The sequence below is a fragment of the Sulfuricurvum sp. MLSB genome, from assembly GCF_000747095.1.
In the GTDB taxonomy this organism is placed as follows: Bacteria; Campylobacterota; Campylobacteria; order Campylobacterales; family Sulfurimonadaceae; genus Sulfuricurvum.
On the sequence record NZ_JQGL01000081.1, the window covers coordinates 1 to 1,417 of the forward strand.

The following is a 1,417-nucleotide window of genomic DNA, read 5'->3' on the forward strand; positions in this document are numbered from 1 at the left end:
TTTGCTTAATCATTATGCCTCAAACGGTTTGTTCTCCATGATTGGATTGCCATGTTCATCGAGAACGGGATTACCCTCCTCATCGGTTTTAACCATCGTCGCATAGCCTCTCAACTTTACGTTCATAGCCGTAGGTATCGAGAACTTAATGCCATGTGTGAACGTTTTTGGAAACAACTCTTTGGTGAAAAATGTGAACTCATACTTAAATTGTTCGTCAAATGCGAGTGTTGGCTTGATGGGGTTTAATCTCGCAATCTTTGTCGTAAGACTATCTTTGCCATCTTCCTTTATCAGCACATAGCGAAAGTATGCGACCTCATTGCCACTGTTCTTTTCAACGACGACCACGACGCCACTCAACCCATCTTCGTGTCTTAAGTCTTCAAACATGTAATTCAATGTGTTCGATAGTGTGTTCATGACGTAACCAACTTTCTTAAATCTCCATAACGCACATATATGGTGTTGTTGCTTCTCACAACCATGTAATGCAATGCCAAATTGTTGTCAAGATAATAAACTCTTACTGAATCGCCAATCTCATAACTTGGTGATAGAACGGGAAGCGTACCATATAACACCAATGTATCATTTGGCAACTTTTGGTTGCTTTCATACCATGCTGTTTCAGGAATGTTTACCCATTCGTAATTATTCGTAGCATATAAATCAACATAATCACCCAAATAGACATCAATATAACCATATCTCGTATAAGACAACTCATTTGTGCTTCCAACATTTTCTAACTCGTCATCTTCAAACGAATAGAAAACCAACTCCCACACGTAATAAGACTTTACCAATTCTCCACTTTGTTCATCAACTTCATAAACAAAATCAACCTTGATATAATCGTCATCGTGTGAGCCATCGTTAAAGTCAATCGTGCAGGATGTCAAAAACATTCCCACGATCAACGTTAAAATTAAAACTAAAAACTTTTTCATCTTTTTATCTCCCTTTTTTACAATAAGTTCTTACTACAACTTTATTGTAAACCCAATTCAATCAAATGTCAACTATGATTTTATTAGACGGGATCAACTAAAGAAATTTCAGCGGATGTAATGGTGATTGTTCCAGCGTAAGTAAATGTCATGGAAGTAACATCTTTTTTGTAAATCGTGTTGTCGTTTGGATATGTTCCCTTTTGAATTCTCATGTGAGCAACTGTGTTTCCTGCGGTGACGTTAATTGTAACGTTCCCTGTAATATCCATTGCACCACTTGCAGGTGTTCCATATGTACCATTTGCGGACGCAACCATAGAAGTACTTGCGTCAGTCGAATACGCACCAAAAATAAACGTTGTCCCTACCGAACTTGGGTTCCAATCTTTCAACCCCTGTAACATAGCATTTTTAGCAAAAGCGTCAAATAATGTAGCCATAATCTTTTTTCTCCTTTATAT

The 1,417-nt window shown here is 37.6% G+C and carries 3 protein-coding genes; all 3 read right to left on the minus strand.

All coding sequences use genetic code 11. From position 1 onward, the window contains the following. Nucleotides 1-12: 12 nt before the first annotated feature. Complete coding sequence (locus JU82_RS06420; protein ID WP_037948284.1) at nt 13-423, minus strand: hypothetical protein; 411 nt, start codon at nt 421-423, stop codon at nt 13-15. Next, a complete protein-coding gene (locus JU82_RS06425; RefSeq protein ID WP_037948287.1) occupies nt 420-953 on the minus strand; it encodes a hypothetical protein in 534 nt (177 codons plus the stop codon). The genes JU82_RS06420 and JU82_RS06425 overlap by 4 nt, the downstream gene beginning before the upstream one ends. An 83-nt stretch (nt 954-1,036) precedes the next feature. Then, a complete protein-coding gene (locus JU82_RS06430) occupies nt 1,037-1,396 on the minus strand; it encodes a hypothetical protein (protein WP_037948290.1) in 360 nt (119 codons plus the stop codon). Between the last annotated feature and the right edge of the window lie 21 nt (nt 1,397-1,417).

What these genes read in the sequence shown, in the direction of transcription:
- JU82_RS06420 (WP_037948284.1), bottom strand. Translation starts at nt 423, where the DNA reads ATGAACACACTATCGAACACATTGAATTACATGTTTGAAGACTTAAGA.
- JU82_RS06425 (WP_037948287.1), bottom strand. Translation starts at nt 953, where the DNA reads ATGAAAAAGTTTTTAGTTTTAATTTTAACGTTGATCGTGGGAATGTTT.
- JU82_RS06430 (WP_037948290.1), bottom strand. Translation starts at nt 1,396, where the DNA reads ATGGCTACATTATTTGACGCTTTTGCTAAAAATGCTATGTTACAGGGG.